The organism is Halorussus marinus, from assembly GCF_004521895.1.
Taxonomy (GTDB): Archaea; Halobacteriota; Halobacteria; order Halobacteriales; family Haladaptataceae; genus Halorussus; species Halorussus marinus.
This window is the reverse complement of the sequence record NZ_SBIR01000007.1, coordinates 101,456-126,533: the sequence shown is the minus strand read 5'-3', so window position 1 is coordinate 126,533 and position 25,078 is coordinate 101,456. Positions and strand designations below refer to the sequence as shown.

Below are 25,078 nucleotides of genomic sequence, written 5' to 3'. Positions count from 1 at the left end.
TTTACTTGAGTGGCACGAACTTCGAGGAGCGGGTCGCCCCGATACCGGCCTGTCCGTGTTCGACCGAGGTTCGGGTCAGCTGGAACTCGCCGAGGTAGTGGCCGAGCATCTCGGGCTCGACGCGCACGCGCTCGAAGCTCTGACCGGTGTACACCGCGAACGTCTTGTCGACGAACTCCGGGAGAATCGGCATGTTCCGCAGGTGAGTGCGGATCGGGTCGTTGGCCGTCTCCTCCTCGCCGGCCTCGCGGGCCTCTTCGAGCAGTTTCTGCTGCTCGGTGGACAGGCCCCGCTCGATAGTTCGCCGCTGGCGTGCGGGAAGCAGTTCCGCGACTTCGTCGATGTCCATCTCCTGCAACTCGTCTAGCGTGTGACCGCGGAAGGTGAACTCACCCTCGCGGCCGGTTCTGTACTCGCCTTCGCTCATGTTAGTTCCCTCCTCGTCCCGTTCGTCGAGACGAGATGTCCCCGACCTTGCGGCCCGGCGGCGCGTTCCGCGAGACCGACTTCGGTCGGCCGGGGTGCTGGCGGCCACCGCCGCCGAACGGGTGGTCGACGGCGTTCATCGCGACGCCGCGCACGTTCGGCCACTTGGTGCCCCGCGCTTTCATCTTGTGGTGCTTGTTCCCGGCCTTGACCATCGGCTTCTCGGTCCGGCCGCCGCCGGCGACCACGCCGATGGTGGCCCGGCAGTCGGGCGAGAGCCGCTTGACCTCGCCGCTCGGGAGTTCGACGACCGCGGCGTCGCGGTCGTGGGTGATGAGGCTCGCGCTCACGCCGGACGCGCGGGCGAACTTTCCGCCGTCGCCCGGACTGCTCTCGACGTTACACACCGGGACGCCTTCCGGAATCTCGGCGAGCGGGAGCGTGTTGCCCTGCTTGATCTCGGCGCTGACGCCGATCTGGAGTTGCTCGCCGATCCCGACGCCCTCGGGCACGAGGATGAGCCGCTGGTCGCCGTCGTCGAACTCGACGGCCGCGACCGGCGCGCTCCGGGCCGGGTCGTGTTCGATGTCCACGACCGTCCCCGAGACCACGTCTCGCTCTTCGGGCTTTTTGTGCGTGAGGTCCGCCTTGTACCGGTGCGACGGGGCTCGGAACGTGGAGGTCCCGCGACCGCGTCGCTGTCCTTGAATTCGTCGTCCCATGTGTCAGAACACCCCGATTCTCGAGGCGACTTCCTGCGCGTCGTCGTCCTCCGAGAGTGTCACCGTGGCCTTCTTGTCGCCGTTCATGGTGACCTGCGTGTTGATCTTCTCGACGGTGACCTCGTACTGGTCCTCGATCTCCTCGCGGATCTCGGGCTTGTCGGCGTCGAGGTGGACGATGAACTGGAGCTTGTTCTTGAAGTCCATCTCGTTCATCGCCTTCTCGGTGACCCACGGGTACTCGATGATACCGCTCATCGGTCGGCCACCTCCTCGATCGCGCTCTCGGTCCAGACGGTGAGTCGGCCGGCGTCGGCGCCGGGCGCGAGGTCCTCGGTGTTGACCTCGCGGGCGGTCGCCACGTCGGCGCCCGCGAGATTGCGGGCGGCCTTCGAGGGCTCGCTACTGGTCACGAACAGGACCGACCGGGGCGTGTTGTACTTCCGGCCGCGGGTCGTCCCCTGACCGGCCCGGATCGAGCGGTTCTCCTCGGCGCGCTCGACGTCGGCGTCTGCGCCGACCGCTTCGAGGAACGAGACGACTTCCTTGGTCTTCACGAGGTCCTCGAAGTCGTCGCTCACCACGAGCGGCAGGTCGAGGTCGTCGTCGAACTGATGGCCGCGCTCGGCCACACGGTCGGCGTCGGCGGTCGCGGCGACCGCACTCCGCACCGCCTGCTTGCGCTCTTTGGTGTTGATGTCGAGCGAGCGATCCTTCTCTTCTTTCGGCGGGTGGGCCTTGCGACCCCCGACGGCCTGCGGGACCCGGGCGGCCTCGCCGTTCGTTCGGGGAACGTGGGCCATGCCCCGGCCGCTGCCGGGCGACTCCGCCGAGGTCCGCATCCCGGCGTAATCGTCGGCGCCGTAGTCCTGCTTTCGGTTTGCCTGAGCGGCGAGGACGGCGCGCTCGATGAGGTCCGTCCGGACGGTCGTCTCGAACACGTCCGGCAGGTCCACACTGCCGTCTTCCTCGCCGTCGAGGTTTCGGATAGTTGCTTGCATGGTTTATCCCTGGTTGGATTCGGTGCTCACGTACCGCACCTCGGGGTCGAGGCGCGGTTGGTCGTTCGGTCGGACGGCGGGACGGAAGCGCAGGAGGCGCTTGTCCGGGCCGGGCACCGAGCCTTTGACCAGCGCGTACTCGCCGTCGACCTCGCCGTAGTTGACGAAGCCGCCGTCGACGTTGATGTCGTCGCCCTCGCCGAGGTCGACGAGGCGCTTGTTGAGTTCGGTGCGCTGGTGGTAGCCGGTCTGGCCCTGCTGGGGGACGGTCGAACGCACGCGGGAGGGGTTCCACGGGCCGAGGTTACCGATCCGGCGCCGCCAGCCCTGCCGGGCGTGCTTGCCCTTGCGCTTCTGGACGCCCCACCGCTTGACGGGGCCCTGCGTTCCTTTCCCTTTGGTCACGCCGCTGACGTCCATGTACTCGCCCGCGCGGAACACGTCGTTCATCGCGTGTTCCCCGCCGTCGTCGAGGAGATCGAGCGCGAAGTCGACGCGCTCGTCCAGCGACCCGCCGCCGACGCGAGTCTCCATCACGTCGGGCTTCTTCTTGGGGACGCTGGCGATCTCGCTCGGGACGGTGTGGGTGACGACCCGGAGGTCCGCGACGTCGCCGTCCGCGACTGCTTCGCGCAGTTCGTCGGCGGCGGCGTCGGTGTCGTACTCCTTCGGGACGTCGAGGGTGCGGTCGAGTTCCTCGTGGAACTCTCCGCCCCACACTTCCGTCAGCGGCTTCTTGCCGTACGGCGTCTGCTCGTAGGCTCGCAGTGCGACCGCTCGCATCGGCGGCGTCTCCACGATGGTGACGGGCACGGTCTCCTCCATCCCCTCGCGCGGGGAGTCGGACTCGTCGTTGACCATCACCACATGGGTCATGCCGGCCTTGTAACCCGCGAAGCCCTGGAGCGACGGACTGCCGTCGCCGTCGGGCCACGAGTTGAAGCGCGGAACCTCGCTGGCCGCACGCGTGCGGGGGCCGAACCCTAGCGAACCTTTTCGTGGTCTGCTTGTTTCTGGCATCGTATCACTTCTCTTTGAGGTTCAGGCAGGCGAGGGCGGCGAACATCGCTTCTTCGGTTCGCACGACCTCGCTGCCTTGATTCGGAACCGCGTTGACCCAGAGGTCGAACCGGCCGGGTGCGCCCGATTCGACTCCGGACTCCGCGTCCGCCTCGTCCTCGCGGCCGTCGCCCGGGTCGCCGAGCGAGTCGACCGAGAGGTCGAGTATCTCCGGCAGGCCGCGACCGGGCGAGCCGAAAGCGACGGTCATCCCGTCGTCGGCTGTGCGGCCGACCAGTTCGGTCAGCCGCCCGGTCGTCAGTTCGACCCCGTGGCGGGACGTCGCGATGCGAACGCCCGCGTCGTCGCGGTCGAGGGCCGCCGGGAGGTCCGTGCGCGTCACTCCGAACCCCGGGAGGGGTTCGTCGACGAGCTTCGCACGGACCGGACTTCGCGAAGAGATCCTGACGGTGACGCGCTCCCCCTCTTCGACCGCCATTTTCGGCGGTGCGACGAGGGAGATCGGGTGTTGCAGTCCGCAATTGACCCGAACGCGCCCTTCAGGTCCGACCTCGGTCACGATTCCCTGTCTTAACGACCCCGAACCCTCGGATTCGGAGCCGGTCAGCGACGGGCCGCGGAGCGGCGGTAGGACGCCCGCGTACTCCAGTTCGTCGCGCTTGCCGAATACCTCCTTTCGGAGGTAGGGCGGCGTCGCGGCGTATTCCAGCACGGTGCTTACGAACCCGCCGCCCCAGTGGCGTTCGCCGTCGGGATCCGGAAAGACCCCGAGGCGATCGGCCCGGAACACCATCGCCGCGCGGGCGACGTAGCCGAGCTTGCGAGTTGCCTCGCGTTTGTCCTCGGCTTCCCGGACGAGGGACGACGGAACGAGTACGCTGACGGTCATACCGTGACGCTTCGACGGCCGGTCACTAGACTGTAGCGAATCGTACCGGCTTGGGTCGTAAAAGGGTGCCGCTTCTCGTCCGGCGGTGGGAGGCGCTCACAAAGTCGCTCGCGCCGGAACTCGGCGATTGAACCGTGGTACCGGGCCTCGCTCTGCCCGCGATTCGGAAGCCTTATTTAGTATCCTCCGGTTATGTGTGAATGCAGACGAAGGCCCGCAGGGCGCCGGTAGTGTAGTGGTATCACGTGACCTTGCCATGGTCGCAACCTGGGTTCAAATCCCAGCCGGCGCACTTCTCTCCGATCCGCTTTTCGCCGAGTTACGTCTCCGACAACCCCACCGTTCTCTCACGCTTCGACAGACGCCCGAGAGCCCGTGGCGGCTCACGAGGACTCGCGCCAGGCGGCCACCGCGGCGCCGACCAACGCGACGACCGTCGCGAGGAGTCCGAATCCCGGCGCCCCGGTGGTGGTACCGCCGTCGCGCGTCGGGTCGTCGGTCGCGTCGGTTTCGGCGGTCGTCGGTTCCGGCGTCTCGGCCCGGTCTGCGGTCACCGCGAGCGTCCCCGCCGTGGCCCCGCCCACCGCGATCGAGCGCTCTCCGGGCGTCTCGAACGCCCGATCGAACCGAACGGCCTCGGTTTCGCCGGGCGCGAGCGTCACGTTCGCCGTCACAACGGTCTCGCCGTCGACCGCGAGCCCGACGCGTTCGATACCGGCCGCCATCCCCGCGTTCTCGACGCTCGCTGTCACCGCGACCGCCTCGCCGACCCGCACCGACGAGGCGTTCAGGCCGGCGCTCCGCACCTCGAAGACTGGCTCGTCGAGCCCGACAGCGAAGGCGCCGGTGCCGGCGGCGCTCGCGGTGAATCGGTGGGCGCCGTCCCGCGTCCCGACGAGATCGGTGTCGAGTCGCCGCCAGTCGCCGTCGGCGTACCGGTACAGCGAGACGCCGGCCGGGGCGTCCGTGGTCGCGGTGTCCACCCCAAATCTTACCCACACCGCGTCGAGTTCGCCGTCCGCGATGTACGTCGGCGTCGCGTTCAGGTAGCCGAGCGTCCGGCTCGCGTCCGCGAGCGCGGGAACGCCGGTCGGCGCCCCCGCGGAGGCGTCGAGACCGAGGAAGAATCGCGGCTCGGGCTCCGAGCTCGCCGGCGTGAGTCCGACCGTCCGGAACGCGACCTCGCCCCCGCGGAGGCCGTCGTCGAGCGTCACGCGACCGGGCGCGTCCGCGCGGGCGCTTACTATCTTTATCGTGGCGCTGGCGGCGTCGCGCTCGGTGACCTCGGCCCGGACTGACGGAGGCGGGACGGACCCGCCGCCAGACCCGCCTCCGCCGCCGGCGCCACCGCCGGTCTGCTCGGGCTCCGAGTCGGCGACGCCGAACGCGTGGGTGTAGGTCGCGCCGTTGCCGGCCTCGTCTTCGAGGACCAGTTCGATCGCGTGGTCGGACCCGTCGGCCAGCGAGTCGACGGTGTACGCGACCGCGTCGGCGGAGACGGTCGCGTCGGCGGTCACGTCCGCGCCGTCGTACCGGACTCGCACGGCGTCGGGGTTCACGCCGGTCGCGTCGTCGGCGAGCGCGAACTCGAACCGGCGGCTATCGGTGCCCGCTGGGAGTTCGGCGCCGTCGGCGGGCGAGGCCTCGACTACGCGCGGGGGCGTCTCGTCGCCGACGACCGCGAACGTGGTCGTCGCGTTCGCCGCGTTGCCCGCCTCGTCGACCACGCGGATGGTCGCGGCGTGGGTCCCGTAGTCGAACGCCCCGCCGTACCGGACGGCCTCGCTCGTGACGCTGGTCGCGGGAGCGTCGGTCACGCGCTCGCCGTCGACGAACAGTTCGACCGCGCTGGCGTTGACGGCCGAGCGGTCGTCGCCGTACTCGAACGCGACGGCCGGCACCCCACCGTCGCGCCGGTACTCGCCGCCGTCGGGCGCCCGACCGTCGATCGTCGGCGGGGTCTCGTCGGGCGCGACCGCGCCGTACGTCGAGAAGCGGGTGACGTTCGCGACCCAGTAGGCGTCCGTGGCGCCGTCCACCGTCACGTTCCGGACCGCGGTCGCACGCCGGTCCCAGCCGCCGGTCGCCGGGTCGCGGTAGCGTACCTCGACGTCGCCGGGTGCGACGCCGGGCGGGAGTCGGGACTCGTCGACGGGGATTCCGACGGTTGCGTTCGCGAGCGCGCCGGACACCGCCGAGTCGAGATCGGCGTTCAGAAAGCCCAGCCCGGTCAGTCCGGGTTCGAGCGGCGCGAACGCCGACCCGCTCTGGGTCAGAGTCACCGAGCCGTTCGCGACCCGGTCGGTCCGGAGTCGGACGAACGCGTCCGACCCCGCCGGCGAGACCGTCGCCGGGCGACCGGGGCTGGCGTCGACCGCCGCGACGCTCGCGTTCGAGACCGCGCGACCGGGGTTGCCGGCGCGGTCGGTGGCGGTCGCGGTCACGCCGTAGCCGGCGTCGCCGTCCGCGAGCGAGACGGTCCCGGCCCACTCGCGGTCGCCGGTCGCGTTCAGCGCCACGTCGGTCGACGTGCCGTTCGGACGTTCGACCGTCGCCTCGGGCGTCGACGCCAGCGGCTCGTCGGCCGAGACGGTCACCCGGCCGGTCGCGTCGTCGACCCGGGTCAGCGTCGCGCCGAGCGCCGGGGGCTCGCGATCGAGCGCGACCGTTCCCGCCGGGGCGGTGCGGTTCTCGTTGCCGAACCGGTCGCGGGCGAGCGCCCGGACCGAGTAGGTGCCGTCGTCGGGCAGGTCGGTCAGGTCGCCGTCGACCGCCCAGTCGCCGTCGGGCGTCCGGGCGGCGGGGAGTTCGGTCCGGTAGTTCGCGAACGCCGCCGACAGCCCGAGCGAGACGTTCCCGACCGCCCCGGCGGCGTCGTCGGCCGTGACGTTCGCCGACACCGTGCCGTTGGTGTGGATCGAGCCGTCGGTCGCGGTCGACCCGTCGGCCCCGAGCGACGCGACCGCGACGGCCGGTCCCCGAGCGTCGACCCGGACGGCGTCGAAGACGGTCGACTCCATCGCGTTGCCCCGGTCGTCGGTCGCGGCGACCGCGAGGTCAACCCGGCCGAGATGCCCCGCCGCCACTCGGAAGGTCGCCTCGTAGACCGCGGCGTCGCCCGGCGCGTCGACGCGCTCGACCGACCCCGCGGTCCAGCCCGTCGGATCGTCGCCCGCCGGGGCCGAGTCGCCGCCGAACGGGACCGCCTCGGCGTCGGTCGCCAGCCACGCCTCCGCGCGCTCTGCGTCGCCGTCGACCGCGAACCGCACCCGGAGGTCTCGGCCGGCGGTGTTGTTCGCCGACAGCTCGCGGACCGCGAGCGAGCGGAGCCCCGGCGGCGTGTCGTCGTCGCCCGGCGCGTAGGTCGCGCGGTGAGTGGTCACGGTCCGGGTCGAGAGCGGGGTCGCGCCGTTCCGGCCGACGACCGTGAGTTCGAGATCGGCGCCGGGGGCGATCTCGACGCCCGGGTCTCGCCACGCCGGCGCGCCCCCGAGCTCTCGGGAGAGCCTCTCGCGGCCGTCGACCCGGACCCGGATCGAGTCCGCGCGACCGTCCGCGAACCGGTGGCCGTCCCCGTCGGTCTGGCCGGCCGCGCGATATCGGAGGTCGCCGTCGTCGACGGTCCACCGGAGGCTCCCGAGGAACGGGTGGCGGTTGAACGCGACCTCGCTGGTCGCGTTCGGCCCGTGGAAGCCGGTCGCCGACGGGGTCAGCCGCCACTCGTCGCCGGACGCGCCGATCGCGTGGTCGTCGACGCCGTCGGTGAGATACACCGTCTGGGTCCGGCGGTCGCCGACGCCCCCGACGACGGCGTGGGTGAACTCGCCCGCGGTCGCCCGCATCGTCGCCTCGTACGAGCCGTCCCGGCTCGCCCGCCGGTAGGTCACGTTCTTCGCCGCGAGCGCGTCGGGGTCGACAGTCGTCGTCCGACCCCCGTCGACGCCGTCGACCTCGTGGAGTAGGTGGTAGACCGCGGCCGCGTCGAACGCGGCCCCGTCCCCGGAGCCGTTCGAGACCAACAGGCGGCCCACGGTGGCGTTCAGCGCCGAGTCCGGCCCGAACCGGACCGCCGGCGCGTCCGGGTTCGGGGCGGTGATGGAGCCGCCGTACGTCCGGCCCGACGCGGTGGTCGCGGCGTAGTCGACGGTCACGTTCCGGGTCGCGACCGGGCCGATTTCGCCGGTGTCGAGGTCGTGGCGGACCGTCTCGGTCTCGTTCAGGACGACCCGCTCGTCGCCGTCGACGGTCAGCGTCCGCTCGAACACGATCGGTTCGCCGGTCCGCTCGTCGCGGCCCGACGAGAGGAGCCGGTAGGTCCCGCCGCCGACCGCGTGGTAGGTGGTCGACGAGCCGTTCAGCCGGACGAGCCCGTCCCGGCCGGTGAGCTTCGACCGTCCCGGTCGGTCGGCGAACAGCCAGACGCGGTCGCCCGCCGTCGAGGTGTTCGGGACCGGCGCCTTCTCGACGGTGATCGCGTGTTCGCGGACGAACCCGAAGACGACGGTGTGGTTTCCGACCGAGAGCCGCCCGGAGTAGGTGCCCGGCGACGCGTCGCCGGCGTCGACCGCGAGACGGAGGTGTGCGGTCTCGCCGGGGTCGACCGAGACGGTCGAGCGGTTCACCGAAACCGGCGCCGCGTCGCCGTCTCGGACGTCGGTCGCGGCGGCGTCGGCGTCGACGGTCGTCGTCTCGTCGCCGGTGTTGGTGAGCTTCACGGTCCGGGCGGCGTCGTCGCCGCGCCGAAGGGTGCCGAAGTCGACGGTGGCGGGCGCGACCGCCAGTTCAGAGCCGAGCGCCTCGGTGGCGTTCAGGACGCCCGCCCCCTGCGTGTAGACGTCTGGCCCGGAGAGTGGGTCGGCCGTCGCCGTCAGGACGCCCCGGATCCGGGCGGGCGACCAGTCGGGGTTGTCCTCGAGGAGGAGCGCGGCGACCCCGCTGACCGCCGGGGCGGCCATGCTCGTGCCCGTCTTGCGCGCGAAGCCGTCGGTGCCGGCCGCCGCGCTGACGACGCCCCAGCCCGGGGCGACCAGATCGGGCTTGAGGTAGTAGCCGTACTTGGTGGGCCCGCGCGAGGAGAAGCCCGGAATCCCGTCGTCGTCGACGCTCGCGCCGACCGTGAGCGCCCGCGACTGGATGCCGGGCGTAGTGACGGTGCCGTACGCGTCGCCGCCGTTACCCGCGGACGTGACCACCACGGCGCCGCGATCGGTCGCGCTGTCGACCGCCTCAGTGTAACGGTCGTCGGACCGCTCGGAGCCGACGCTCCCGCCGAGGCTCACGCTGACGACGTCGGCGCCGCTGTCGACGGCGTACTCCATCCCAGCGAGGATCCACGAGGTGTACCCCCACCCGTCCTCGGTCAGCACCCGGGCGTCGATCAGGCTGGCGTCGGGCGCCATCCCGGTGTAGGTCTCGTCGTCGCTGGCGACGATGCCGGCGACGTGCGTGCCGTGACCGTTGGGATCGTCGGTCCGGCCCTCGTAGGTGAAATCGCGCTCGGCGACCACCCGGTCGATCGCGGGGTGATCGTCGTCGATGCCGCTGTCGACGACCGCCACCGTGACCCCGTCGCCGGTCGCGCCGTAGGTCCGGCGGGCCCGCGTCGCGCCGACCGCTTCGTCGGCGTCGCGCAGGTCGAGGCGGTGTTTCGCGTCGAGGGTCACGCGAGCGACGGCGTCGTCGGCCGCGAACCGCCGGGCGGCCCGTCGGGCCCGCGCCTTCCCGACGGTCGCGGCCGCGGCCCCGATGCTGTCGAGGGTCGCCCGCGGTCGGACGCCCTCGACCGCCTCGAGCGTGTCGGCCGGAGTTCGCTCCTCGGCCGTCGGGCCCGGCCGGTCGGGGCCGCTGACGATGACCGGGATAGCGTCGGTCTCGGCGTCGGTCAGGTTCTGTCGAACGAGGAGATCGACGTCGAACAGCCGGCGGCCGAACGTCTCGAAGTCGACTCCCGCGGGGTAGACGTAGGTGGCGTCGCCGGTCGTCACCTTCCGCATTCGGTCGTCGCCGGCGACCCGGTATCGGGTCCCGTTCGCGGTCTCGACCGCGGTCACGGTCTGGCCGGTGACGAGGGTCACGTCGGTCCGGTTCGCGCCCGTCGGGGGCTCCGAGTCGTTCGCGCCGATGATCTCGACGTCGGCGCTCTCGTTGACCCCCGGCGGGCGCGGAATGCCCTCGGAGGCGGTCGCGTCCGGTCCGAGTCCGGCCGGCGGGGCGGTGACAGCCGTCGCCGCGCGGTCGGCGGCGGCCGGCGCGCCACCGGTCGGGGCCGGCGCCGCGAACGCCGGAACCGCGGCGCTGGTCACGAGTACCGCGACGAACGCGAGCGTCGCCGCGAGCCGTCGCGCCCGCGGACGGGGCCGGTCGCTCATTCGAGTGATCGACGGCAGGTCCCACTACGTATATTTAAATACTTTCCTTCAATTAGAAACTAAATTCTGATATGAAATCTGACTTACCGCCGGGCGGTCACCGTCCCGGACGCGAGGCGACCCCGGAGCGGTCGCGCGGCGGTATCTTGAACTGGCTCGGGCGCGCGTGGTCCGGTATGACGACGATCGGTTTCCTGAGCGTCGCACCAGTCACCGAAGGTAGCATGGCCGGGGAGGTCGCCAAGGCGGTCGCCGCGCTCGATGACTTCGAGGTCTCCTACGAGACGACGCCGATGGGGACCACGATCGAGGCAGACTCGGTCGACGAGCTGTTCGCGGCCGCACAGGCCGCCCACGAGGCGGTCGACGGCGACCGGGTGAGCACGTTCCTCAAGATCGACGACAAGCGAGCGCGCGACCAGCGCGCCGACGAGAAGGTCGACGCCGTCGAGGACGCGCTGGGCCGCGAGGCGAGACGCGACCGATAACACCTCGCGGGCGCCGAACGCCCGCGCGAGCCAGACTGAAAACTGTTTACCGGATCGCGCCCAACCCACGTCCATGGACAGTCTCAATCGCAACGCGCTCGAACTCGCCGACGAAGCGCTCGATTTCGCCGAGGAACTCGACATCGGCGCCCACGAACTCGACAACGGCGCGACGGTGCTCGACTTCGGCCACGAGTTCGACGCCGGCGTCGAGGCCGGCCTCCTGCTCGCGGAGCTCCAGACCGGCGGGCTCGCCACGGTCCAGAGCCGGCTCGACGACGTGGCCGACGCCCCGTTGCCCCACGTCGAGCTCTCGACCGACCACCCCGCGCTGGCGTTGCTGTGCGCCCAGAAGGCCGGCTGGGAGGTCGCGACCGACGACTTCGAAGGCCTCGGGAGCGGGCCGGCCCGCGCGCTGGTCGCCGACGAAGAGGAGTTCGCCCGGGTGGGCTACCGCGACGAGTTCGAGTTCGCGGTGCTGGCGGTCGAGAGCGACGACTACCCGACGGCGTCGGTCGCCGACCACGTCGCGGACCTGACCGGCGTCGAGCCGTCGAGCGTCTTCCTCCCGACGGCGCCGACCGCGAGCCTCGCCGGGAGCGTCAGCGTCGCGGCCCGCGCGGCCGAGATGGCGGTGTTCCGGCTCTCGGAGTTGGGCTACGACCCCCTCGACGTGGTGAACGCGACGGGGTCGGCGCCGGTCGCGCCGGTCGCGGGCGACGAGCAGACCGCCATCGCTCGCACCAACGACGCGCTGGCGTACGGCGGTCGGGTCCACCTCACCGTCCGCGAGGAGTTCGACCGGTTCGACGAGATCGTCTCGACCGCGACCGACGAGTACGGCACGCGGTTCGCCGACATCTTCGAGTCGGTCGACTGGGACTTCTACGAGGTCGACGAGAGCGTCTTCGCGCCCGCGCGGGCGACGATCAACGTGATCGGCGGCGACACCCACGTCGTCGGTGGGCGCGACGAACGACTGCTGGCCGAGAGCTTCGGCCTCGGGGACTGATGCGTTTCAAGCTCGTCCCCGAACCGCCCGCCGATCTCGACTCCGTGGCCGAGGCCCAGCGGGCGGTCCCGCTCGTTCCCGGCACCGAGGACGACTGCTGTGCCCGACTGCTCGACCGGACCGACCTCCAGATGCGAGACGAGGCCCGGACGTGGCTCACCTTCCTCCGGGCGCTCGGGTTGGCCGAGGAGACCGACTCGGGGTTCGTACGGCTCCGCCGGGATCCCGACCCCGAGTACCTCCGCGAGCGGTTCCGCGACCACGTCTTCGGCGCGCCAGCGATCCTCGCGGCGTTAGACGACGCCGACGAGCCCCTCTCCGTGGAGGCGGCTTTCGAGCGGTTCCGCGACGAGGTGCCGACGTGGGAACACCACAAGAACCCGAACTCGTGGGAACAGCTCTGGCGCGAGCGAGTCGGGCACATCCTGGAGTGGTGCGTGCTCCTCGGACTGGCCGAGCGCGCCGACGGCGGCTACCGCGGGCCGTAACCCGCGGCGACGACGAACCCATCAGTATGACGAGCGACGACCCACACCCGAACGACGACCCGCATCCGAACGACGACCGCGCGGCGTCGACTCCCGACTCGCCCGCCGACGCGGTCCTGTTCGACCTCGACGGCACCCTCGTCGAGTACGACCGCTCGCCGGCCGAACTGCTCGAAGTCGCCTTCGAGGCGGCGGGCGTCGAGCCCTTCTTCGGCGCCGAAGCGTACCTCGAACGGTTCGGCGACCACCTCGGACCGGGCGTCTCGATCGCGGAGGGCCGGGCGGCCTGCTTTGCCGACCTCGCCGAGCGCCGCGGGCGCGACCCCGCCCTCGGCCGGCGGGTCGCCGCGGCCTACGCGGCCGAGCGCGACCAGACCCGGGTGTCGACGCTACCGGGCGCGGTCGAGGCCCTCGACGCGCTCGGGGCGGACCACGCGCTCGGCGTGGTGACCAACGGGCCGCCGGAGATGCAGACGACGAAGCTAGAAGCCGCGGGGCTCGCCGACCGCTTCGAGACGATCGTGTTCGCGGGCCACGACGCTCCGCCCAAACCCGACCCCGAGCCGTTCGACCGCGCGCTCGACGCGCTGGGAATCCCGGCCGGCCGCGCCGTCCACGTCGGCAACTCCCTGTCCTCGGACGTCGCGGGCGCCCACGCCGCGGGACTGCGGTCGGTCTGGGTGCCGGCCGAGTCGGACGCGGACCCCGACCCGGCGCCCCACTACTCGCTCGCGTCGCTGGCGGAGTTGCGCGACGCGCCGTGGTGAGCCCGGCGGCTCACCGCGGGACTACCGGTCGATCGCGTTCGCGGCGACCATCACGACGCCGATCGCCGCCAGCGCCAGCGAGAGGACGCCGCCGTCGGCCGCGAAGTACTCGTAGGTGCCCCAGACCGCGACCCCCGAAAAGAACGCGAGCCGCCAGCCGCGGGTCCGCATCGAGTCCCGAAGGACCGCGAACAACAACAGCCCCGTGAGGTAGACCCCGAACAGCGCCGAGAGCACTCCCTCGCCCTCGAGCACCGCGCCGTAGACCCCGAAGGCGCTCAGGACGAACAGCGCGGTGACGAACACGCCGACGGCGATCTCGACGGCTCTGTCGCGGTTCACAAACGTAGTGGTCGCTCGCCCTACAAAAACCACGCGATCAGGAGGGGTCGAGGTCGGTGACGGTGCCGACGCCCTTGCTCTGGCCCTCGCGGAACACGAACCGCTGGCCCTCCTCGAAGAGGTACGACCGGAACTTGAATCGGACGCGCGTTTTACCCGAGTCGCCGGGAAGCAGTTGGCCGCCCTCGGGGTGGAACTGCGCGGCCTCGCTGATCGTTTCGAGGTGGACCACCGGCTCGTAGCCGTCGCGGATCCGGGTGGGGTGGTTGAGCACCACGACCTCGGCCTCGAACTCCCGGACGGGCTCGGGCTCGGAGCCGGCCGGCACGAGCACCATCCCGCGCTCGATGTCGGCCTCTTGGACGCCCTTCAGCGCGATGCCGACGATCCGGCCGGCCGTCGCCCGATCGACCCGGTGGTAGTGCATCTCGATCGACCGGACCTCGACTTCCCGGAACTCGCCGTCGGCCATCGGCCCGAGCAGGAGTTCGTCGCCCGCCTCGACCTCTCCGGCCATGATGGTGCCCGACGCGACCGCTCCCACGCCGGTGACCGAGTAGCTCCGGTCGATGTACATCCGGAACTCCCCCGCGTCGGCGGTGGTTTTGGGGAGGCGCTCGAACAGCTCGTCGAGGGTGTCGAGCCCCGTCATCGTGACCGCGCTGGTAGTGAGCACCGGGACCACGCTCTCGTCGATCTCCTCGACCGCGGCGTCGACGCCGTAGCGCTCGATCCGGAGCGGGGTCTTGCCCGCGTCCCGGAGCAGGCGCTCGACCGCCCGCTCGACCTCGGCGAGGCGGTCGTCGGTGACCGCGTCGGCCTTGGTGATCGCGACGATGGTCGGGAGTTCGGTCGCGAGCAACACCCCGAGGTGCTCGCGGGTCGTCTTCGTGGGGCCGTCGTCGGCCGCCACGGTCAGCAGGCCGTAGTCGAGCTTCTGACCCACCAGCCCCCGGATCGTGGTCCGGAGCCACGGCTCGTGGCCGACGGTGTCGACGAACGACACCAGCCGATCGGACTCCTCGACCACACGGGCGCGGTCGGACTTCCGGTGGGGGTTGTCCATCCGGACCGGCCCCTCGCCGTCGAAGCCGTAGACGCCGTACGAGAGGTCGGCCGAGAGCCCCCGCTCGACCTCGTGGGGCTGGACGTCGAGGTAGCCCCGGGTGCCGCCCTCACCGTCGTCGGCCTGCCCGGTCACCAGCGACCCGACCAGCGTGGACTTGCCGTGGTCGACGTGGCCCGCGGTCCCGACGACGATGTGGTCGCTGTCGGTGTCGAGCATCGCGCCCTCCCGGATCGTCGCCACGCCGACGAGGCCGTCGGCCCCGCCGTCGCGGTTGGTCGCCACCGACCCGTCGTCGTCGATCCCCCACGTTTGGACGTCCTCGATGTGGGCGCCCGCCTCCTCGGCGAGCAGGCTCAGCACGTCCATCGACTCCGAGAAGGCGTCGTGGCTGATTCCCGCGATCCCGCCGTCGTCGGTGACGCCGACCACGTAAGTGGCCTCGCCGTCGCCCGACAGCACGCGGTGTCTGAGCTGTGCCGCCAGACTCTCCATCCGACCGTCCCCGAGGTGGAGGTCTCTGGTGAGTCGCTCCTTGAACTCGACGCTGCCGCCCTCTCGCTCGCCGCGATCGAGAGCGCGTTGCAACGTGGCCCGGTTAGGGCACATACCGCGCGATTAGGCCGGAGTCGGCAAAAGCCTTGCCCGGAGTGTGAGGCGCAGTACCACGGATTCGGGGAGTCACCGCGCGGTCACGTTCGTCGAGATGGCGGTGTCGCGCTCGAACTCGACGGCCACCGTCGCGTCGGTCGCGTTCTGGTCGTACACGAGCGTGCCGCCCGAAACCCCGTCGGGAACCACGAACACGGTCCAGACCACGCGGTTCTCGCCCGGCCCCATCGGGAAGTCGACGAAGCCGTCGTGGTCGGCCAGCGTCTGATTGTCGTAGGTCGTGGCGTTGGCTCGGAACCGGAACGCGGCCTGCCGCAGGGGCGCCCGCGTCTCGCCGGTGTTGTTGACCGACATCCGAACCACGACGAACCGGGTCCCCTCGGGCGCCCGGTAGGCCAACTCGTCGGACTCGTTGGGGTCGATCGTGTCGGTCGTCGCGGCGTTCCACGCGACGTGGAGGCTGGCGTTCGCCCCCTCGGGGGAGACCGACTCGGCGGTGATGTCGTCGCCGCCCCCGCCGATGAACGGGATCGACGGCACGCCGAGCACCCCGGCCGCGACGATCGCGACCGCGACGACCACCGCGAGTGCGAGCCCCCGCGAGCCGACCCCGCCGGCGAGGCCCGCGACGCGCCCGACCGCGGTCTCGGCGATCGCCCGGACTCGGTCGACCGGCGACCCGCCGTCCGATCCGCCTCCGGTCGCGCCCCCGGCGTGGCGTTCGAGCAGATCGGTCATGTCGCGACGCTCCAGGAACGACATCACGCCCTCGCCGTCGAGCAGTTTGATCTGGGTCCCCTGGGCGGCCTTCTCGGCGTGGTCGGAGGCCGACCCCGCCGAGACGATGGCGGCCTCGTCGACGCCGTACTCCCGACAGAGTTTGACGAACTGCTGGACCTGCTTGCCGCCGACCTCGCCGGCCGAGGCCGGGATCGCCCAGAGCAGTCCCTCGTCGCCGGTCTCGGGGCGCTGGACCGCGACGAACGTCCGACCGTCGTCGGTCTTGACCTGCGTCTCCCAGCCCTGCTGGTCCCAGAGGGCCGCCACGAACTGCCCGAACTCCGACTGGTCCATTTCCTGCAACATGGTAGTCACCGCGGGGACTGCGTTCGATCTCACATCCGCAGGCCCCGTATAAAAAACATCACCCCTGCGACCGAATACGAAGAGCCGACCCCCCGCGGGCGCAGGCGGTCAGGTCCGACGGGCGGCCAACACCCCGGCCGCGAGGAGCGCGACGACCACCGCGGCGACGTCGAACCCCGGCACGTCGGTGACGCCGCTACTGCCTCGTTTCACGGGTCGCTGGGTCAGCGGCCCCGACTCGCGGCCCGACGAGACCTGTGTGAGCCCGACCGCGGTGGAGTCGGCGGTCGTCGTGGCGGCGGTCGTCTCGGTCGGCGCCCCGGTGGTCGCGGTCGTCGGAGCGACCGTCGTCTCTGTGGCGGTCGGCTCGGTCGTGTTCGGGGCGGCCGTCGTCTCGGGCGCCAGCGGCCCCACGACGGCGTCGTACGTCCGGTCCTGATCGCGCAACTCGACGACGAGCTCTCGGCCGGACTTGTAGTCGCTCAGATTGAACGTCGCGGCGAACGCCCGGTCGCCGCCGACCATCTTCGTGCGAGGCATGTGGATCGGCGGGAGGTCGTCGTCGGTGGCGGTGATGTTGACGGTCGTCCCCGGCGCGAGAGTGGTGTCCGCCCAGAGCGTCGTCCGGTTCTCGAAGACGATCCGGTCGCCCCCGTACTGGAGGTCGACACGACGCTCGACCACCCGGAGTTCGGTGGAGACCGCCTCGCGTTCGGCCGCGAGCGGGCTGTCGGCCGCGATCGAGAAGGTCACGTTGTACCGATCGCCCGCTCGGATGCCGTGTTCGGCGGTGTCGACGAAGAGGTAGAACCCCTTGCGGTCGGGGTCGCGGACGATCCGCTCGTCGCCGGCGAACGAGAAGCCGGGCGAACTAAGGTTGAAGTCGTTGGGCTCGATGTTCATGTTCCGTTTGGACTGGACGAACGAGACATCGACGTTGTCGCTCAACAGGTCGTCTGGGAGGAGCCCGTTCAGTCCCGTGGCGTCGACGTGGACGACGAACCAGTCGCCGCGCGCGACAGTCCCGTTGTCCCCGAGCGGGGTCGTCGCGCCCACCGCGTCGCCGGGCGCGAGTTCGCCGACGTTCGTGCTCCGGGGCGCGATGCGGGCCTCGATCCCGTTCGTCGACCGGCCCTCGATCACGAAGCCGGCCTTGTCCTGGGTGACCCCGTTCACCGTGACGTTCATGGGGTAGTTGGCGACTTCCAGCGGTGCCGAGAGCCGGTCGGTCTTGAGTTCGACCGCCGGGTTGCTGTTCACGAACCACTCGCTCTTGTCGGTCCCCGTACGGCCGACTTTGTACGTGTTGATGCTGAGTTCGGTCGTCCCCCCGCCGACGTCCACCTGAAGCCAGAACCCCTTTTTGGGCGAGCCGAGGTTCACCGTCCCCGCGTCGGACGTCGAGACGGTGACGTTCAGCACGTCGCCGCGGTCGGCGTACACGACGTTGTCGCCGAACGAGCCGCTGGGCGCTGCGGTCGCGCCGGCGGCGCCGACCCACGGAGCGACCGCCGCGAGCAGAAGCGCGAGGACGGCGAGAGCGGCGCCGTACGGGGGATTCGAGAGCATAGACGGTGCGTAATCGAGGTGTAACGACCCATCCGTAATAAATCCGCGTGGTGGTGACCGCCGCGGTCGGCCCGCCGACCCCGGATCGTCTACTCCCGGAGGCGCTCGTAGGCGTCGTTGACCCGTTTGAACGCCTCCTCGTCGCCGCCCTCGCGGTCCGGGTGGACCGACTTCACGCGCTCGCGGTACGCCTCCCGGACCGCCTCCTCGTCGGCGTCGGCGTCGAGGCCGAGCGTTCGGTACGCCTCGGCCGCGGTCGGGCCGGCGTCGGTCCGGGGGCCGGCCGCCCCGCGAGTTCGGCGGCGACGGCCGCCCCCGGCCTCGCGGTCGCCGAACCCGCCCCGGCGTCCCGAGAACGACTCTCGCGGGCCGGCGCCGAACCCCCCGGCCTCGGTCCCGCGGTCACGATATTGGCCTGCCCGCCCACGCTCGACGCGCTCGCGGAGTCGACCGCTCGCCTGGTACCACACCAGATACGCGGCCGCGCCGAACGGGAGCGCAACCCCCAGCAGGGCCGGCGAGTAGACGAACGCCAGCACGAACTGGAGCGTGGCGATGCCCGCGAGCACCGCCGCCAGTCCGAACAGGAACCGCGTTCGGTTCACAGTTCGACGTTGGCGCCCATCCCCGTAAGCGTCTCGCTACCGGCGGTCGGGCCGACGGTCTGCCGGCGCGGAATTTAAGTGGGCGCGGCGTCGACTCGGACGCACGGCGTTTTGCGAACCGGCTCCGAGCAGGTGACCGGCCGGAGTCGCCCGATGATGCCGTCCGGCGGAGGGCGCTCGAACGCGACTCGCAGGAGGACCGCGCCCGTTCGACTCCTCGCGGCCCGACCGGCCGCGGGGCGCCGGTCCTTCTGCTCTCTTGCCCCGAGTCCGACCGCCCGCCGAGCCGCGCGAGTATAGCAAGACCCATCCCCGACAGACACGAACCGTGGGGTACCGATGAACGAGAGCGCCGAGCGAACCAAAGTCGAGTGGCGCGAGTGGGGCGCCGACGCCTTCGAGGAGGCCCGAGCGGCCGACAAGCCCGTCCTGCTCTCGCTGTCTGCGACGTGGTGTTCGTGGTGTCACCGGATGGACCGGGAGGCCTACAGCAACCCCATGGTCGCGGCCAACGTCAACGATTCGTTCGTCCCGATTCGGGTCGACATCGACCGCCAGCCGCGGGTCCGCGAGCGGTACAACGTCGGCGGGTTCCCCTCGAACGTGTTTCTCACCCCCGAGGGCGAGACGCTGACCGGCGCGACCTACCTCGGAGTCGACGGCATGCGGCAGGTCGTCGAGCGCGTCCGGGACCTCTGGACCCACAAGGGTCGGGACGCCGCCCGGGTCCCGCGAAGCCTGCGCGAGGACCCGCCCGCCGGCGAGCTGTCGCCGGAGATCGAGCGGCTGGTCGCGGGCCAGCTCGGCGAGAAGTTCGACGACCAGTTCGGCGGGTGGGGCGACAGCGAGAAGTTCCCGCTCGCCCGCACCGCGGAGTTCGCCCTGAAGCGCGAGCGCGAGCAGGCGCTGGCGAGCCTCACGGCGGTCCGCGAGCACCTCTTCGACGACTACGACGGTGGGTTCTTCCGGTTCGCCGAGGGGCGAGACTGGACCGACGTCCACCACGAGAAACTGCTGTCGACCAACGCCGCGCTCGTCCGGGCGTTCGCCGAGGCGTACCTCTACACCGGCGAGGCGGAGTACCGCGAGCCCGCCGACCGGACGGTCGAGTACCTCACGACGACGCTCTGGACGGGCGAGGCGTTCGCCGGGAGTCAGGCGCCCGGCGACGAGCCAGACGCCCCGGACGACTCCGAGAGCGAGGCCGACGAGCCGGGCTACTACGACCGGCCGGCGAGCGACCGCGAGGCCGCCGACCCGCCGGCGGTCGACGCCACCGCGTTCGCGGACTGGAACGCGATGGCCGCCGACGCGCTGTTGACCCTCCACGCGTACACCGACGACGAGCGCGCCCGGACGTACGCCGAGCGCGCGCTCGATCACGTCCTCGACGAACTGGTCGCGGACGGCGCGATCACCCACTTTCGGGCCGACGGTCGGACCGGCGAGACCGACCTGCTCGCCGACCACGCCCACCTCCTCGGCGCGCTGACGACCGCCCGACAGGTGACCGGCGATGCGGCGTCCCTCGGGGCCGCCCGCGAGGTTGCCGACCGCGCGCTCGAGGCGCTCCGGGACGAGGACACCGGGGCGTTCGTCGACGGTCCCCGGTCGGGGCCGGGACTGCTCGACCGACCGCTCCGACCGCTCGACGGCAACGCCGAACTCGCGGACGCGCTGATCGACCTCGCGATCCTGTCGGGCGAGGACCGCTACCGCGAGGCCGCCGCCGAAGCGGTCGCGGCGTTCGCGGGCGCGGCCGACCGCTTCGGGGTGCAGGTCGCGAGCTACGCGACCGCGGCCGCCCGGCTCTGCCGAGAGCCGCTCGTGATCGAGGTCGCCGACCCGGCGGGGTCGGACCTCCACCGGGCCGCGCTCCGGGTCGCCGACCACGAGAAGGTCGTGATCCCGGCGGTCGGAGAGCTCCGGGACCGCGAGTACGAGGCCGGGACCGCTCACGTCGTCGTCGACGGCGAGCGAGCGGGGACCGCGAGCGACCCCGCGCAACTGAGCCAACTCGTCGGCGAGGCGACCCAGTAGCCCCGGATCAACAAACGGGCCGGGAGTTTATATGTCGGGAGCGTAATGTCGAGGCGTATGGCGAGTCTACGAGACCTCGGCCTCTCCGAGTACGAATCTCGGTCCTACCGATCGCTTCTCGACGCGGGGCCGACAACTGCAAAAGAGTTGTCACGCGCGAGCGACGTCCCGATGGGACGCATCTACGACGTCCTCTCCAGCCTCGAAACCCACAGCCTGGTGCGCTCCCAGAGCGCGAGCCGCCCGAAAAAGTACGTCGCGGTCGAGCCCGAGACCGCGCTCAACCGACTACTGGAGGACAAGCTCGCGGAGTTAGAGGAGCAGGCCGAGCAGTACGAGGAGATCGTCGACACCCTCACCGACGAGCTCGAGGCCGCCGAACCCCTCGAAGAGCAGTTCTGGACCGCGTCGGTGGGCGCCGAGGAGTCGGTCGACCTGCTGATCGAGCGCCTCGACGCCGCGGACCGCCGGATCGTGATGGTGGTCGGGCGGTCGTCGGCCCAGTTCGACCTCGGGAGCGTGGGCGACCGGGTGGCCGAACACCTCGAAGCCGCGCTCGACCGCGGGGTCGAGATCTCGCTGTTGATGGCGCCGGATCTCGTCGACACCCTCCCGCCGAGCGTCGGCAGGCGCTACACCGAGCGCCTCGCCGACCGCTCGACGTTCGCGGTCCGCACCGTCGACGGGCTCCGGGGGACGTTCAACCTCATCGACAGCGTGGAGGTCTGTATCGAGGTCGTCAACCCCCTGAACCCGGGCGAGCCGTTCGCGATGATCGACCTCAAGGACCCCGAGTTCGCCGCGGACGTCCGCGAGGAGTTCGCCCCCCGATGGGAGGCGGCCGAACCGCTCTCTATCGGTGGCTCGTGAGCCGCCGGGGCTCTCAGATCCGGTAGAGCCGCGTCGTCCAGAACGTGCCGAACGCGTCGTCGAGCGCCGCCTCCGGGTCGCCGGTCGCGTCCACGGCCGCGGTCGCGTCCGCGCGGTCGTCGAACTCCCCCAAGAGCGTCGACTCGCCCACGACGAACAGGCGGTCGGCGTCGACCGCCGCCAGCGCCGCCTCGGCCTGTTCGAGGTGCTCGTCGATCTGGGCGTCCCGGCGGCGCTCGAATCGGCCCTGCGAGAAGCCGCCCTTCGAGTGGTCGGCTTTCACGTCGCTCTCGAACCCCTCGAAGTCGACCCGCTCGCGGCCCTGGTAGGTGCCGACCGCGAACAGATCCGAGCGCACGAGCGCGAGCGCGAACCGACCGGTCGGGAGGAACCACTTCCGTTCGAGTCGGAAGCCCGCGTCCCACTCGGCGAACGGGGCGGGCGCGACCGGGGGCGCGAGCGCCGCGCTCACGAGGCCGGCGTCGTCGGCCACCGCGAGACAGGGCCGGGCCCGGTCGACCAGCGCGGCCCGATCGCCAAAGGCCTCCTCGACCGCGTCGGGGCGGGAGCCGCCCGCACCGACCATCGCGGTCAGCGCGCCCTCCGGGTCGGTCTCGACCGATTCGAGCCGCGAGAGGACCTCGTCGAGTCGGTCGCCCCGCACCGTCTCGACGCCGCGGAACTCCAGATCGGGGGCGTCGCTCTCGGTGCGCTCGACCCGGTCTTCGAGCTCGGCGATGCGGTCTTCGAGGCGGTTGACCCGCTCCTCGGCCGCCTGCCGCGCGGTGGCGGCCTCCGCCCGGCGCTCCTCCTCGGCCTCCGCGCGGCGTTCGAGGTGGCGCTTTTCCTCTTCGAGTTCCTCGATGCGCTCTTTGAGCCGTGCGCGCCCGAGCAGTCGGTCGAGCATTCGCCGAAAGGGCGCACGCGGGCGCCTTGTAGTTTCTGCTTGCGCCGGGGGCGTCGCCGGCCCGCGACTCTCGGGTGGTGTCGGTGTCGCCGGACATCGGCTCTCGGGCGCCACTATCTATATATTATATGGTGTTAAATATATATTATGTGCGTCATCCTTATATCTCTCTGCCCGGTAGTCCCGATCGAGATGCGAACCGAAGACCGGGGGCGACCCGAAACGGAGTACGGGACGAACGCCGACGGCGCCGAGACCTCGACGACGCGCGAGTCCGCGGGCGCCCGAACGCTCGCTCGCTTCGCCCGCCCGCGAGCCGACACCGAGACGGCGCTGGCGGTCGTCTCGGACCCGCACGTCTCGACCGCGAAGACGGGGACTTGGAAAGCGTTCCACCGGACAGAGGCCCGACTCCGGGCCGCGCTGGCCGACGCCGACGCGCGCGGGGTCGACGGCGTCGTTCTCACGGGCGACCTCACCGAGGACGGCCGGCCGGACGACGTCGAGCGAGTCGCCGACCTCCTCGGAGCGCTGGACGCGCCGTTCGTCGCGGTGCCGGGCAACCACGACGTTCCCAAGGCGTTCGACGAGCACGAGACGCCGCCCGTGTCGGCGTTCGAGTCGCGGTTCACGCCCGACGGGCTCCCGTTCCGGGCGCGGCTCGGCGGCGTCGACGTGCTGGGACTCGACAGTGCGACGGCGCCTGACGGCGAACTCGACGCGACCCACGACGGCGAGATCTCGGCCGGCCAGCGCGAGTGGCTCGACGGCGCGCTCGCCGACGCCGAGGCCCCGCTCGTCGTCTCGCACCACAACCTCCCGGGGCTGGACGCGCGGGTGGGCGCCGACGGATACGCGCCTCACCCGCCGGTCGGGGACGCGACCGCGTTCGCCGACGCGCTCGCGGGCCACGACGCGCTGCACGTCTCGGGACACGTCCACCTCCCGGCGGCGATGTCGGGCGACTTCCGGGGGCTGATCTGCCCGCCGCTGTCGTCGTTCCCGCAGGCCTACGTGCTCGCGGAGATCGGTCCCGGAGGGACGACGCTCCGACAGGTCCCGGTCGCCGACGAGGCGGGACTCGCCGAGGCCCGCGAGCTCGCGCGGGACCACTCGACCCGGAGCGCGGACGTCTGCGAGATGGTCGAGGCCCAACTGGCGGACCTACCGCTGGTCGACGAGCGATAGATCGGGAGAACAGAAGGGGTAGCCGGATCAGTCGGCGGCCACGGGCGTTCGACAGTCGGCCAGCTCCAGCACGTCGTCGAAAAAGCCCAGCGAGTCGTTCGGGCCGGGGTTGGCCTCGGGGTGGTACTGGCGGGTCAACACGTCGAGGGCGTCGCTTTCGAGCCCCTCGGGCGTGTCGTCGTTGACGTTGACCTGCGTGACTTCGAGCTCGCCGGGATCGGCGACCGTGTAGCCGTGGTTCTGGGTGGTCATCACGACTCGGTCGGTCCGGAGGTCCCGAACGGGCTGGTTCACGCCGCGGTGGCCAAAGTCCATCTTCTCGGTCGACCCGCCGAGCGCGCGAGCGATGATCTGCTGGCCGAGACAGATTCCAGCCAGCGGAATCTCGCCCGCGAACTCCTCGACCAGCGACTGGGCGGCCTCGAAGTTCGCCGGGTCGCCGGGGCCGTTCGAGATGAACAGCACGTCGGGGTCGAGGTCGGCGACCTCCCCGGGCGCGGTGTCGTACGGCAGGACGTGGACCGTGGCGTCGCGCTCGACCAGCGACTGGGCGATGCTCCCCTTCGCGCCGCAGTCGACGAGCGCGACGTCGGTCGACCCGTCGCCGCGAGTCTGGGTCTCGGCGACGCTGACCTGCGCGCCGATGTCGGTGTGGTCGCTCATCCCGGGACAGTCCGCGAGCGCCTCGCGGGCCTTCCGCTCGGAGGCGTCGGGGCCGGCCGAGATGCCACACTTCATCGCGCCGCCCTCCCGGATCTGGCCAACCAGATCGCGGGTGTCGAGGCGGTCGACCGCGGGCACGCCCTCCTCGGCGAGCCACTCGGCCACGTCCTCGGTGAGTTCGCGAGCGACGACCGCGCGGGGGTGGACGCGCTCGCTCTCGAACCGCTCGGATCGGACGCCGTAGTTCCCGATCAGGGGGTACGAGAACGTCAGGACCTGCTCCTCGTAGGAAGGATCGGTCAGGCTCTCTTCGTACCCGGTGTAGGCTGTCGTGAACACCAGTTCTCCGTGGGACGTGCCCGGAGCGCGACAGCGCGCCGCCACGACGCTGCCGCCCTCCAGCGCTACGTATGCGTCCGGCATTACGAGATTCATACGAAACCCGGCGTTATAAACCTTGCTTTCGTAGTGAGATTACGAATTTCGTAATCGTCAAGTGTACCCCCCGTCTACGTTCGCACCTCGATGGACGAACTGGACCGCGAGATCCTGACCATACTGCGCCGAGACGCCCGAAAGCCCTACACCGAGATCGCCGACGAAGTCGGGACGTCCGAGGGGACGGTGCGCAACCGCGTCGATCGGCTGACCGAGGAGGGGGTCATCGAACGGTTCACCGTCTCGACCCGGACCGGGAACGTGAAGGCGATGATCGAACTCGACGTGGCGGTCGACGTCAACACCGCCGACCTCGGCGAGCGGGTCGCCGACTGGGAGCAGGTCGACTTCGTCTGGCAGGTCTCGGGCGAGGAGGACATCGTGTTGGTCGTCGACGCCGCCGACACCCAGAGCGTGAACCAGCTCATCACGAAGGCCCGCGAACTGGAGGAGGTCGTCAACACCAAGACGCGACTGATTCTCGACGAGAAACTGGGGTGAGAGACAGCGC

At 71.1% G+C, this 25,078-nt stretch carries 22 protein-coding genes and 1 tRNA gene; 9 read left to right on the top strand and 14 right to left on the bottom strand.

From position 1 onward, the window contains the following. Position 1 precedes the first annotated feature (1 nt). Genes EPL04_RS10750 through EPL04_RS10725 form a run of 6 tightly spaced genes read right to left on the bottom strand, consistent with a single transcriptional unit; the run spans position 2 to position 4,058 of the window. Positions 2-427, bottom strand: coding sequence for a 30S ribosomal protein S19 (locus EPL04_RS10750; protein WP_134671346.1), 426 nt, complete (start codon positions 425-427; stop codon positions 2-4). A 1-nt stretch (position 428) separates the two neighbouring features. Beyond that, positions 429-1,148, bottom strand: a complete 720-nt coding sequence (locus EPL04_RS10745; RefSeq protein ID WP_134671345.1) for a 50S ribosomal protein L2 — start codon at positions 1,146-1,148, stop codon at positions 429-431. A gap of 3 nt (positions 1,149-1,151) precedes the next feature. Next, entirely contained in the window at positions 1,152-1,406 is a 255-nt protein-coding gene (locus tag EPL04_RS10740; RefSeq protein WP_134671344.1) for a 50S ribosomal protein L23, read from the bottom strand. Continuing rightward, positions 1,403-2,149: a 50S ribosomal protein L4 gene (gene rpl4p, locus EPL04_RS10735; protein ID WP_134671343.1), complete on the bottom strand. Its 747-nt coding sequence runs from the start codon at positions 2,147-2,149 to the stop codon at positions 1,403-1,405. Before rpl4p ends, EPL04_RS10740 begins: the two co-directional genes overlap by 4 nt. A 3-nt stretch (positions 2,150-2,152) precedes the next feature. Beyond that, entirely contained in the window at positions 2,153-3,169 is a 1,017-nt protein-coding gene (locus tag EPL04_RS10730) for a 50S ribosomal protein L3 (protein ID WP_134671342.1), read from the bottom strand. Between the two features lie 4 nt (positions 3,170-3,173). After that, positions 3,174-4,058, bottom strand: a complete 885-nt coding sequence (locus EPL04_RS10725; RefSeq protein ID WP_134671341.1) for a putative RNA uridine N3 methyltransferase — start codon at positions 4,056-4,058, stop codon at positions 3,174-3,176. Between the two features lie 221 nt (positions 4,059-4,279). On the opposite strand from EPL04_RS10725, the gene EPL04_RS10720 reads away from it, so the two are divergent. Further along, positions 4,280-4,350, top strand: a tRNA-Gly gene (locus tag EPL04_RS10720). A 91-nt stretch (positions 4,351-4,441) separates the two neighbouring features. On the opposite strand, the gene EPL04_RS10715 is transcribed toward EPL04_RS10720, so the two are convergent. Beyond that, the gene (locus tag EPL04_RS10715) at positions 4,442-10,426 is read right to left on the bottom strand and encodes a S8 family serine peptidase (RefSeq protein ID WP_134671340.1); all 5,985 of its coding nucleotides are present in this window, start codon (positions 10,424-10,426) and stop codon (positions 4,442-4,444) included. Between the two features lie 176 nt (positions 10,427-10,602). Here EPL04_RS10715 and EPL04_RS10710 point away from each other — a divergent pair, with 176 nt between their 5' ends. The 4 genes from EPL04_RS10710 (at position 10,603) to EPL04_RS10695 (ending at position 13,181) form a co-directional block, all read left to right on the top strand. Further along, complete coding sequence (locus EPL04_RS10710) at positions 10,603-10,914, top strand: MTH1187 family thiamine-binding protein (protein WP_134671339.1); 312 nt, start codon at positions 10,603-10,605, stop codon at positions 10,912-10,914. A 73-nt stretch (positions 10,915-10,987) separates the two neighbouring features. Further along, entirely contained in the window at positions 10,988-11,926 is a 939-nt protein-coding gene (gene mch / locus EPL04_RS10705; RefSeq protein ID WP_134671338.1) for a methenyltetrahydromethanopterin cyclohydrolase, read from the top strand. After that, the gene (locus EPL04_RS10700; RefSeq protein WP_134671337.1) at positions 11,926-12,414 is read left to right on the top strand and encodes a hypothetical protein; all 489 of its coding nucleotides are present in this window, start codon (positions 11,926-11,928) and stop codon (positions 12,412-12,414) included. The genes mch and EPL04_RS10700 overlap by 1 nt, the downstream gene beginning before the upstream one ends. Positions 12,415-12,440: 26 nt before the next feature. Further along, positions 12,441-13,181 carry an HAD family hydrolase gene (locus tag EPL04_RS10695; protein WP_134671336.1) on the top strand — a complete coding sequence of 247 codons (741 nt, stop codon included), beginning with the start codon at positions 12,441-12,443 and terminating at the stop codon, positions 13,179-13,181. Positions 13,182-13,202: 21 nt separating this feature from the next. Here the strand turns inward: EPL04_RS10695 and EPL04_RS10690 are convergent, their stop codons facing one another. From EPL04_RS10690 to EPL04_RS10670, 5 genes are all read right to left on the bottom strand, one after another. Then, positions 13,203-13,523: a hypothetical protein gene (locus tag EPL04_RS10690; protein WP_134671335.1), complete on the bottom strand. Its 321-nt coding sequence runs from the start codon at positions 13,521-13,523 to the stop codon at positions 13,203-13,205. Positions 13,524-13,560: 37 nt separating this feature from the next. Beyond that, the gene (locus EPL04_RS10685) at positions 13,561-15,198 is read right to left on the bottom strand and encodes a GTPBP1 family GTP-binding protein (RefSeq protein WP_134671334.1); all 1,638 of its coding nucleotides are present in this window, start codon (positions 15,196-15,198) and stop codon (positions 13,561-13,563) included. A gap of 72 nt (positions 15,199-15,270) precedes the next feature. Continuing rightward, positions 15,271-16,320, bottom strand: a complete 1,050-nt coding sequence (locus EPL04_RS10680; protein ID WP_134671333.1) for a restriction endonuclease — start codon at positions 16,318-16,320, stop codon at positions 15,271-15,273. A 75-nt stretch (positions 16,321-16,395) separates the two neighbouring features. Continuing rightward, positions 16,396-17,856: a DUF7827 domain-containing protein gene (locus EPL04_RS18765; protein ID WP_167599458.1), complete on the bottom strand. Its 1,461-nt coding sequence runs from the start codon at positions 17,854-17,856 to the stop codon at positions 16,396-16,398. An 89-nt stretch (positions 17,857-17,945) separates the two neighbouring features. Continuing rightward, positions 17,946-18,461: a J domain-containing protein gene (locus EPL04_RS10670; RefSeq protein ID WP_134671332.1), complete on the bottom strand. Its 516-nt coding sequence runs from the start codon at positions 18,459-18,461 to the stop codon at positions 17,946-17,948. Between the two features lie 339 nt (positions 18,462-18,800). On the opposite strand from EPL04_RS10670, the gene EPL04_RS10665 reads away from it, so the two are divergent. Together EPL04_RS10665 and EPL04_RS10660 are read left to right on the top strand one after the other, a co-directional pair. Next, complete coding sequence (locus tag EPL04_RS10665) at positions 18,801-20,501, top strand: DUF255 domain-containing protein (RefSeq protein WP_134671331.1); 1,701 nt, start codon at positions 18,801-18,803, stop codon at positions 20,499-20,501. A 57-nt stretch (positions 20,502-20,558) separates the two neighbouring features. Then, the gene (locus EPL04_RS10660) at positions 20,559-21,371 is read left to right on the top strand and encodes a TrmB family transcriptional regulator (RefSeq protein WP_134671330.1); all 813 of its coding nucleotides are present in this window, start codon (positions 20,559-20,561) and stop codon (positions 21,369-21,371) included. A gap of 13 nt (positions 21,372-21,384) precedes the next feature. On the opposite strand, the gene EPL04_RS10655 is transcribed toward EPL04_RS10660, so the two are convergent. After that, positions 21,385-22,278 carry a Vms1/Ankzf1 family peptidyl-tRNA hydrolase gene (locus EPL04_RS10655; protein ID WP_134671329.1) on the bottom strand — a complete coding sequence of 298 codons (894 nt, stop codon included), beginning with the start codon at positions 22,276-22,278 and terminating at the stop codon, positions 21,385-21,387. Between the two features lie 192 nt (positions 22,279-22,470). Here EPL04_RS10655 and EPL04_RS10650 point away from each other — a divergent pair, with 192 nt between their 5' ends. Then, complete coding sequence (locus tag EPL04_RS10650; RefSeq protein ID WP_167599457.1) at positions 22,471-23,466, top strand: metallophosphoesterase family protein; 996 nt, start codon at positions 22,471-22,473, stop codon at positions 23,464-23,466. Between the two features lie 27 nt (positions 23,467-23,493). On the opposite strand, the gene carA is transcribed toward EPL04_RS10650, so the two are convergent. After that, on the bottom strand, positions 23,494-24,552 hold the full coding sequence (carA, locus tag EPL04_RS10645; protein ID WP_134671327.1) for a glutamine-hydrolyzing carbamoyl-phosphate synthase small subunit: 1,059 nt from the start codon (positions 24,550-24,552) through the stop codon (positions 23,494-23,496). Positions 24,553-24,654: 102 nt separating this feature from the next. On the opposite strand from carA, the gene EPL04_RS10640 reads away from it, so the two are divergent. After that, positions 24,655-25,068 carry an Lrp/AsnC family transcriptional regulator gene (locus EPL04_RS10640; RefSeq protein ID WP_134671326.1) on the top strand — a complete coding sequence of 138 codons (414 nt, stop codon included), beginning with the start codon at positions 24,655-24,657 and terminating at the stop codon, positions 25,066-25,068. The last annotated feature ends 10 nt before the right edge of the window (positions 25,069-25,078 follow it).

What these genes read in the sequence shown, in the direction of transcription:
- EPL04_RS10750 (WP_134671346.1), bottom strand. Translation starts at nt 427, where the DNA reads ATGAGCGAAGGCGAGTACAGAACCGGCCGCGAGGGTGAGTTCACCTTC.
- EPL04_RS10745 (WP_134671345.1), bottom strand. Translation starts at nt 1,148, where the DNA reads ATGGGACGACGAATTCAAGGACAGCGACGCGGTCGCGGGACCTCCACG.
- EPL04_RS10740 (WP_134671344.1), bottom strand. Translation starts at nt 1,406, where the DNA reads ATGAGCGGTATCATCGAGTACCCGTGGGTCACCGAGAAGGCGATGAAC.
- rpl4p (WP_134671343.1), bottom strand. Translation starts at nt 2,149, where the DNA reads ATGCAAGCAACTATCCGAAACCTCGACGGCGAGGAAGACGGCAGTGTG.
- EPL04_RS10730 (WP_134671342.1), bottom strand. Translation starts at nt 3,169, where the DNA reads ATGCCAGAAACAAGCAGACCACGAAAAGGTTCGCTAGGGTTCGGCCCC.
- EPL04_RS10725 (WP_134671341.1), bottom strand. Translation starts at nt 4,058, where the DNA reads ATGACCGTCAGCGTACTCGTTCCGTCGTCCCTCGTCCGGGAAGCCGAG.
- EPL04_RS10715 (WP_134671340.1), bottom strand. Translation starts at nt 10,426, where the DNA reads ATGAGCGACCGGCCCCGTCCGCGGGCGCGACGGCTCGCGGCGACGCTC.
- EPL04_RS10710 (WP_134671339.1), top strand. Translation starts at nt 10,603, where the DNA reads ATGACGACGATCGGTTTCCTGAGCGTCGCACCAGTCACCGAAGGTAGC.
- mch (WP_134671338.1), top strand. Translation starts at nt 10,988, where the DNA reads ATGGACAGTCTCAATCGCAACGCGCTCGAACTCGCCGACGAAGCGCTC.
- EPL04_RS10700 (WP_134671337.1), top strand. Translation starts at nt 11,926, where the DNA reads ATGCGTTTCAAGCTCGTCCCCGAACCGCCCGCCGATCTCGACTCCGTG.
- EPL04_RS10695 (WP_134671336.1), top strand. Translation starts at nt 12,441, where the DNA reads ATGACGAGCGACGACCCACACCCGAACGACGACCCGCATCCGAACGAC.
- EPL04_RS10685 (WP_134671334.1), bottom strand. Translation starts at nt 15,198, where the DNA reads ATGTGCCCTAACCGGGCCACGTTGCAACGCGCTCTCGATCGCGGCGAG.
- EPL04_RS18765 (WP_167599458.1), bottom strand. Translation starts at nt 17,856, where the DNA reads ATGCTCTCGAATCCCCCGTACGGCGCCGCTCTCGCCGTCCTCGCGCTT.
- EPL04_RS10665 (WP_134671331.1), top strand. Translation starts at nt 18,801, where the DNA reads ATGAACGAGAGCGCCGAGCGAACCAAAGTCGAGTGGCGCGAGTGGGGC.
- EPL04_RS10660 (WP_134671330.1), top strand. Translation starts at nt 20,559, where the DNA reads ATGGCGAGTCTACGAGACCTCGGCCTCTCCGAGTACGAATCTCGGTCC.
- EPL04_RS10655 (WP_134671329.1), bottom strand. Translation starts at nt 22,278, where the DNA reads ATGCTCGACCGACTGCTCGGGCGCGCACGGCTCAAAGAGCGCATCGAG.
- EPL04_RS10650 (WP_167599457.1), top strand. Translation starts at nt 22,471, where the DNA reads ATGCGAACCGAAGACCGGGGGCGACCCGAAACGGAGTACGGGACGAAC.
- carA (WP_134671327.1), bottom strand. Translation starts at nt 24,552, where the DNA reads ATGCCGGACGCATACGTAGCGCTGGAGGGCGGCAGCGTCGTGGCGGCG.
- EPL04_RS10640 (WP_134671326.1), top strand. Translation starts at nt 24,655, where the DNA reads ATGGACGAACTGGACCGCGAGATCCTGACCATACTGCGCCGAGACGCC.